Origin of the sequence: uncultured Tepidimonas sp. (assembly GCF_938045175.1) — a bacterium.
Classification (GTDB): Bacteria; Pseudomonadota; Gammaproteobacteria; order Burkholderiales; family Burkholderiaceae_C; genus Tepidimonas.
On sequence record NZ_CALIND010000068.1, the window covers coordinates 1 to 7,379 of the forward strand.

At 67.7% G+C, this 7,379-nt stretch carries 7 protein-coding genes; 3 read left to right on the plus strand and 4 right to left on the minus strand.

Going from position 1 to position 7,379, the window contains the following annotated elements; translation table 11 throughout:
- The coding region (locus Q0716_RS03410; RefSeq protein WP_299019670.1) for a deoxyribodipyrimidine photo-lyase at positions 1-1,277 on the plus strand (1,277 nt) is incomplete at its 5' end.
- Here Q0716_RS03410 and Q0716_RS03415 read toward each other — a convergent pair.
- Positions 1,216-1,392, minus strand: a complete 177-nt coding sequence (locus tag Q0716_RS03415) for a rubredoxin (RefSeq protein ID WP_299019672.1) — start codon at positions 1,390-1,392, stop codon at positions 1,216-1,218. The two genes, Q0716_RS03410 and Q0716_RS03415, sit on opposite strands and share 62 nt — an antisense overlap.
- Before the next feature lie 95 nt (positions 1,393-1,487).
- On the opposite strand from Q0716_RS03415, the gene Q0716_RS03420 reads away from it, so the two are divergent.
- Both Q0716_RS03420 and hemL read left to right on the plus strand, forming a co-directional pair.
- On the plus strand, positions 1,488-2,354 hold the full coding sequence (locus Q0716_RS03420; protein ID WP_299019674.1) for a bifunctional hydroxymethylpyrimidine kinase/phosphomethylpyrimidine kinase: 867 nt from the start codon (positions 1,488-1,490) through the stop codon (positions 2,352-2,354).
- On the plus strand, positions 2,351-3,646 hold the full coding sequence (gene hemL, locus Q0716_RS03425; protein ID WP_299019676.1) for a glutamate-1-semialdehyde 2,1-aminomutase: 1,296 nt from the start codon (positions 2,351-2,353) through the stop codon (positions 3,644-3,646). The genes Q0716_RS03420 and hemL overlap by 4 nt, the downstream gene beginning before the upstream one ends.
- A gap of 30 nt (positions 3,647-3,676) precedes the next feature.
- Here the strand turns inward: hemL and yegQ are convergent, their stop codons facing one another.
- From yegQ to Q0716_RS03440, 3 genes are all read right to left on the minus strand, one after another.
- The gene (gene yegQ, locus Q0716_RS03430) at positions 3,677-5,104 is read right to left on the minus strand and encodes a tRNA 5-hydroxyuridine modification protein YegQ (RefSeq protein WP_299019678.1); all 1,428 of its coding nucleotides are present in this window, start codon (positions 5,102-5,104) and stop codon (positions 3,677-3,679) included.
- A gap of 63 nt (positions 5,105-5,167) precedes the next feature.
- Complete coding sequence (gene pabB / locus Q0716_RS03435; protein ID WP_299019680.1) at positions 5,168-6,910, minus strand: aminodeoxychorismate synthase component I; 1,743 nt, start codon at positions 6,908-6,910, stop codon at positions 5,168-5,170.
- A 61-nt stretch (positions 6,911-6,971) separates the two neighbouring features.
- Positions 6,972-7,379 (minus strand): aconitase family protein (locus Q0716_RS03440; RefSeq protein ID WP_299019682.1); only part of this gene is annotated, 408 nt, incomplete at its 5' end.

The following is a 7,379-nucleotide window of genomic DNA, read 5'->3' on the forward strand; positions in this document are numbered from 1 at the left end:
TCGTGCGGCATGGCCCGGCGCGGCAGGACATCCCGCGCCTGGCCGCCGAGCTGGGCGTGCAGGCGGTCTTTGCCAACCACGACGACGAGCCCTACGCCCGCACCCGCGACGCGCAGGTGCTGGGGGCGCTGGCGCACCAGGGGGTGGTGCTGCGCACGGTCAAAGATCACGTGATCTTCGAGCGGCGCGAGGTGTTGACCGCCAACGGGCAGCCTTTCACGGTCTTTACCCCGTACAAAAACGCGTGGTTCAAAGCGTTGACCGACGCGCACCTGCAGCCCCACCCGGTGGAACGCCACGCCGACGCGCTGGCCCCCTGCCCGCCCACACACCCGCCGGGCGTGCCCAGCCTGGCGTCGATTGGGTTTGTGCCCACCAACCTGCGCGCACTCAAGGTGCGCACCGGCAGCCGCGGTGCGCGCGCGCTGTGGGAGGATTTCCTGGAGCGCATCGACCACTACCACCAGGCGCGCGACTACCCCGCCATCAAGGGGCCCAGCTATCTGAGCGTGCATTTGCGCTTTGGCACGATCAGCATCCGCGAGGTGGCCGGCACCGCCTACCGCCTGCACCGGCAGGGCCGCGCCGGCGCCACCGCCTGGCTCAACGAGTTGATCTGGCGCGACTTCTATCACCAGATCCTGGCCAATTTTCCGCACGTCGGCGAGGGCAAGGCCTTCAAGCCCGCCTACGACGCCATCCACTGGGAGCGGGGCCGCCACGCCGAGGCACTGTTTGCCGCCTGGTGTGAGGGCCGCACCGGCTATCCGCTGGTGGACGCAGCCATGCACCAAATCAACCAGACCGGCTATATGCACAACCGGCTGCGCATGGTGGTGGCGAGCTTTCTGACCAAAGACCTGGGGCTGGACTGGCGCTGGGGCGAACGCTACTTCGCCGATCGTTTGATCGACTTCGACCTGGCCGCCAACAACGGCGGATGGCAGTGGGCCGCGTCCAGCGGGTGCGACGCGCAGCCGTACTTTCGCATCTTCAATCCCGTCGCCCAGAGCGAAAAGTTCGACCCGGACGGCAAATTCATCCGCCGCTACTTGCCGGTGTTGGCGGCGCTACCCACCCCAGCACTGCACGCACCCTGGCGCGCGAGTGCCGCCGATCTGGCGGCCGCCGGCGTGGTGATCGGGCGCGACTACCCGGCGCCGATCGTCGACCATGCGCAGGCGCGGCTGCGCACGCTGGAGCGCTACGCGGTGGTCAAATCGGAACCATCTCGAAATCTTCCTTACGCGCGCCGCACTCGGGACAGGTCCAGTTGACGGGCACGTCCTCCCAGCGGGTGCCGGGGGGGATGCCGTGCTCGGGGTCGCCTGCGGCCTCGTCGTAGATCCAGCCGCAGATCAAGCACATCCAGGTTCGGGTCGGGGTCGTCATGGCAGCGTCGGCACGAGGGGTCCAAGTAGAATGGAACCATTGTAGCCATGACCCCGGCGCGCTTTGCGACCTCGGTCGACCGACGTCCGATGCCCATGTCCCCAGAAACCCCCGCTGCTCGCGACACCCCGGCGCGGCCGCCGTGCGTGCTGTGCTTCAATGCCAGCGACCCCAGCGGCGCCGGCGGCCTGGGCGCCGACATCGGGGCGCTGGCCAGCGCCTCGTGTCACGTGCTGCCGGTGACCACCAGCGTCTGGCTGCGCGACACGCGCCACCTGCACGGCCACCACGCGCTGGACGCCGAGTGGATCGACGACCAGGCGCGCGCCGTGCTGGAGGATATGCCGGTGGCAGCGATCAAGGTCGGCTTTGGTGGCAGCCCCGAAGGTCTGTCGGCCATCGGCAGCATCCTGAGCGACTACGACGACGTGCCCGTGGTGACCTACCTGCCCGAGCTGGCATGGCTGTCGGACGGCGAGCGCGAGGCCTATCTGGAAGCGTGCGAGGAGCTGGTGCTGCCCCAGACCGACGTGCTGGTGGGCAACCATCACACGCTGGCGCGCTGGCTGTTGCCTGACTGGGAGGACGAGCGGGCGCCGGGCGCGCGCGACATCGCCCGCGCCGCCGCCGCCCATGGCGTCAGCGTCACCCTGGTCACGGGCATGGTGCACGACAACGGCATCGACAACCACCTGGCGTCGCCCGAGGTCGTGCTGGCGCAGGCGCGCTTCGAGCGCATCGAGGCCACCTTCATTGGCGCGGGCGACACGCTGTCCGCCGCGCTGACCGCGCTGCTGGCGCACGGCAGCGACCTGTCGCAGGCCGGCGCGGAGGCGCTCACCTACCTGGACCAGACGTTGGCCAACGGCTTTCAGCCGGGCATGGGGCACGCCGTGCCCGACCGTCTGTTCTGGGCCGACGACGATACTGACAACCCCAACGACACCCCCGGAGAGCCATGACCGACCGCAACGCCACGCTGTTCGAGCGCGCCAAGACCGTCATCCCGGGCGGGGTCAATTCGCCCGTGCGCGCCTTCAAGGCCGTGGGCGGCACACCCCGCTTCATCACCCGCGCCCAGGGCGCCTACCTGTGGGACGCCAACGGCCAGCGCTACATCGACTACATCGGCTCGTGGGGCCCGATGATCCTGGGTCACGGCCACCCGGAGGTGGTGCAGGCGGTGGAGGCGGCGATCGCCGAAGGGTTTTCGTTCGGGGCCCCGACCGAGCGCGAGATCGAACTGGCCGAGGCCATCCGGCGCCTGCTGCCCAGCCTGGAAATGGTGCGGCTGGTCAGCTCCGGCACCGAAGCCGGCATGAGCGCCATTCGACTGGCGCGCGGTGCCACCGGCCGGCCCAAGATCATCAAGTTCGAAGGCTGCTACCACGGCCACGCCGACGCGCTGCTGGTCAAGGCCGGCTCGGGGCTGGCCACCTTCGGTCACCCCACGAGCGCCGGCGTGCCGCCCGAGGTGGTGCAGCACACGCTGGTGCTGGAGTACAACAACATCGCGCAGCTGGAAGCGGCCTTTGCCGAGCACGGCGAGCAGATCGCGGCGCTGATGATCGAGCCGATCGCGGGCAACATGAACTTCGTGCGCGCCAGCGTCCCGTTCATGCGCCGCTGCCGCGAGCTGTGCACCGAGCACGGCGCACTGCTGGTGTTCGACGAAGTGATGACGGGCTTTCGCGTGGCGCTGGGCGGAGCGCAAAGCGTCTATGCACGCCACATCCCCGGCTTCGAGCCGGATATGACCGTCATGGGCAAGGTCATCGGCGGCGGTATGCCGCTGGCGGCCTTCGGCGGCAAGCGCGCGGTCATGGAACAGCTCGCCCCGCTGGGGCCGGTGTACCAGGCTGGCACGCTGTCGGGCAACCCGGTGGCCACCGCCTGCGGGCTGGCGACGCTGCGGCTGATCGAGCAGCCGGGCTTTTTCGATCGGCTGGCCGCGCAAACACGGGCGCTGGTCGATGGGCTGTGCGCCGAGGCCCAGCGCGCGGGCGTCCCGTTCAGCGCCGACAGCGAAGGCGGGATGTTTGGCTTTTTCTTCTTGCCCGAGCTGCCGCAGAACTACGCGCAGGTCATGACCAGCGACGCCGCGCGCTTCAACCGCTTCTTCCATGGCATGCTCGAGCGCGGCGTCTATTTCGCCCCCGCGCTGTACGAGGCGGGCTTCGTCAGCGCGGCGCACAGCGACGCCGACATCGACGCCACGCTGCAGGCGGCGCGGGCGGTGTTGGCCCAGCTCTGACACCGGGGCTGCTGCCCCGCTGTCCGGCCATCACACCAGCCGCGCCAGCAACGCCCCGTCGGCGGGTGCGCCCAGCGGCACCCACACGCGCAGCGGGTTGCCCGCCGCCACCTCGATCGGCTGGCCGTTGCCATCCTGCATGGCCGACAGGGTCAACGTGCGGTTGCCCGCGGGGTGGATCACCTCCAGCCGGTCGCCGACGGCAAAGCGGTTTTTCGTCTCCACCTCGGCCCAACCGTCGGCGCGCACGCCGATCACATCCCCCACGTACTGCGCACGCGTGGGTGCGGAGTGGCCGCTGAGGTAGTTCTGGTAGTCCTGCGCCGGTCGGCGCTCGAGCAACCCGCTCGTGTAGCCACGGCTGGCCAGTCCCTCCAGCTCCCGCAGCAGCTCGGGGTTGAAAGGCCGACCCGCCACCGCGTCGTCGATGGCGCGCCGGTACACCTGGGCTGTGCGCGCCACGTAGTACACACTTTTGGTGCGGCCCTCGATCTTGAGCGAGTCCACCCCGATGCGCACCAGCCGCTCGACGTATTCGACCGCGCGCAGATCGCGGCTGTTGAGGATGTAGGTGCCGTGCTCGTCCTCCATGATGGGCATGAGCTCGCCCGGGCGCTGGCTCTCTTGCAGCAGCCACACCCGGTCGGCCAACGGGTGGCGCCGACCATCGCCGGTGGTGGCGGGCCGCGCTTCGGCGTCGGCCTGCTCGCGCGCCCAGTCGAAGTCCGTCCCCAGCGGTTGCGGGTCGGGCGCATCGCTGCCGCACCCGCTGCCACACCCGGCCCCCGTGGCCATCGCCTGTACGTCACCGGTCTCGGTCGGCTGCGCGGCGTGGGTGGTGTACGACCAGCGGCAGGCGTTGGTACAGGTGCCTTGGTTGGGATCGCGGCGGTTGAAATACCCCGACAGCAGGCAGCGCCCCGAGTAGGCAATGCACAGCGCGCCATGCACGAACACCTCCAGCTCCACGTCGGGGCAGGCGTCGCGAATCTGCGCCACCTCATCCAGGCTGAGCTCGCGCGACAGAATGATGCGCGATACCCCCGCGCGCTGCCAAAACTTGACCGCCGCCCAGTTGGTGGTGTTGGCCTGCACCGACAGGTGGATGGGGATCTCGGGCCAGCGGCCGCGCTCCATCTCCTCGCGCACCAGCATGATCAAGCCCGCATCGGCCATGATGAGGGCGTCCGGCCGCAGCTCGACCACCGGCGCCAAATCGCGCAGGTAGGTGCGCACCTTGTCGTTGTGCGCAATCAGGTTGCTGGTGACGAAGAGTTTTTTGCCGCCCGCGTGGGCCTCGGCGATGCCCTGTGCGAGCTGCTCCAAGCGGAATTCGTTGTTGCGCGCGCGCAAAGAGTAGCGCGGCTGGCCGGCGTAGACCGCGTCGGCCCCGAAGTCGAAGGCGGCCCGCAGATGGCGCAAGGAGCCCGCAGGCAAGAGCAATTCAGGGGCGTTCATAAGGCGTATTGTCGCCGCACGAGCCCCGCGACCTCGGCCGCTCGGTACACCATAGACAGAGGCTCATGGAATGAGCTCGACCGGCAGCCAGCCCCGCAGGTCGTTGATGAAAGCCAGCCCTTGGGCATGCGCCAGCTCGCTGCGTTGGACCACGCGTTCGACGACCTTCCCCTCACGCAACGCCACCGCACGCCCAACACCGCTGAGCAGGCCGCAGGAGGTCGGTGGGGTCACCCACTGACCGTTTATTCTTACGGCCACGTTACCGCGGGTAAACTCGGTCAACTCGCCCGCCTCGTTCCACAGTAAGGTGTCGAAAACATCGGGGTCGTCCGGCGCAAACGCGTCGTAGTGGCCTCGCCGAGTGGTCTTGAAGCGTACGAATTCGCTTCCGGCCGCCTCGAAAGGTTGCTCAGCGAGCCGTACCCGGGCGGGTAGTGACATTTCGGCAAGCTCGAAAGCCTCGGCCCGGCAAGCGCCATCCGCGCCAGCCAGCAACCTCACCCGCCACCGGCCGGTGGGATGTTCGTCAATCAAATGACGCAACACCTGCTGAGCCATCTGCGGCTGCCAAGCAAATCCAAAACGCTGGGCAGCGTTGGCCATGCGCGCCAAGTGCTCGCTGACGTGCCATAGGTAGCCGTTCTCCAGCCGCATCGTCTCTAACAGTTCGAACGGTGATTCGGCCCGCAGCAGGAAAGCTTGTTTGCTGCGCCATTCCGCCCATTCGCCAGCGGCAGTTGCATCAGCCGTGATACCGCTGCCAATACCGCAGCGGGCCGCGCCCGAGCGTACACGCACCGTGCGAATAGGCACATTGAACGTGGCCGAGCCGCCAGGCCGCACCACCCCTACCGCACCGCAATACACGCCGCGTGGACCTGTCTCGAGCTGAGCGATCCAATGCATCGCGCGCCGTTTGGGCGCGCCTGTGACCGATCCGCATGGAAAGAGCGCTCGAAAAATATCGGGCAGTCCGACGTGCGGGCGAGTAAGGGCAACCACATCCGACGTCATCTGCCATACCGTCGGCAGGGCCTCGACATGAAACAATCGGGGCACCTGCACGCTGTGTGGCTCGGCCACGCGTGACAGATCGTTGCGGACCAGATCCACGATCATGACATTTTCAGCGCGCTCTTTATCGCTCGTGCGTAAGTGGTTGGCGCGGCTCGCATCATCGGCCGGGTCCGGTGAGCGCGCTGCAGTCCCTTTCATCGGTCGCGACAACAACAACCCATCGCGCCAATCGAAAAACAGCTCCGGAGAGACCGAAAGCACTTGCTGCGATCCTGTGTCGATATAGGCCGCGTACCCACCAGGCTGTGCACGCAGCAACGCCTCAAACAGCGCCAGGGGGTCGCCCGAAAAGGGGCTTGACAATGGTGCCGTGAAGTTGATCTGATAGACCTCACCATCGGCGACGGCTCGGTGAATCTGGTCGATCGCCCGCTCGAAGTCGCGTCGGTCGAGACCGGCTCTCCAAGACAAAGGCGCGTAGGTGCCAGTTGGCAGCCTTGGCCATGGCCGCGCTTGATCGAAGACGGCGAACCAGGCCAGCTCACCGTCGGGCGGGTACGTCAGCAAGGCGGGATCGAATGCGGTTGCTGCCTCATAAGCGACGAAACCCACAGACCAGCGTCCGCGCTTGGCTTCGACCTCCACCTGCTGCAGCACCGACAACACCGCATCCAGCGTATCGGCACGCAGCACCTCGATCGGTTCGACGAAAGCCAGGCGCTCACGGAAAGCACCCTCGGTCGGTGCCGTGAAATCGATCAGTGCAATAGGGTTGGGGGTCGACACGATGAAAAGCAAGCAAAAACGGCCCCATCCGGGGCCGCCCGCGCGATCGGCTCCGCGCCGGTCACACCTCGACCGTCTTGGCCGTCTCGGCGTACTCTTCGATCTGGTCGAAGTTCATGTAGCGGTAGACCTCGCTCGCCTTCTGGTTGATGATGCCCATCTCGGCATGGTACTCCTCGACCGTGGGCAGGCGCCCCAGACGCGAGGCGATCGCCGCCAGCTCGGCCGAGGCCAGGAAGACGTTGGTGTTGCGCCCCAGCCGGTTGGGGAAGTTGCGCGTGCTGGTCGACACGACGGTCGCGCCCTCGCGCACCTGCGCCTGGTTGCCCATACACAGGCTGCAGCCCGGTATTTCGGTGCGCGCGCCCGCGGTGCCGAACGTGGCGTAGTAGCCTTCCTTGATGAGCTCGTTTTGGTCCATCTTGGTCGGCGGTGCCACCCACAGCCGCACGGGGATGTCGCGCTGGCC

Excerpts from the sequence above, each read along its gene's own strand:
- Q0716_RS03415 (WP_299019672.1), bottom strand. The coding sequence starts at position 1,392 with ATGACGACCCCGACCCGAACCTGGATGTGCTTGATCTGCGGCTGGATC.
- Q0716_RS03420 (WP_299019674.1), top strand. The coding sequence starts at position 1,488 with ATGTCCCCAGAAACCCCCGCTGCTCGCGACACCCCGGCGCGGCCGCCG.
- hemL (WP_299019676.1), top strand. The coding sequence starts at position 2,351 with ATGACCGACCGCAACGCCACGCTGTTCGAGCGCGCCAAGACCGTCATC.
- yegQ (WP_299019678.1), bottom strand. The coding sequence starts at position 5,104 with ATGAACGCCCCTGAATTGCTCTTGCCTGCGGGCTCCTTGCGCCATCTG.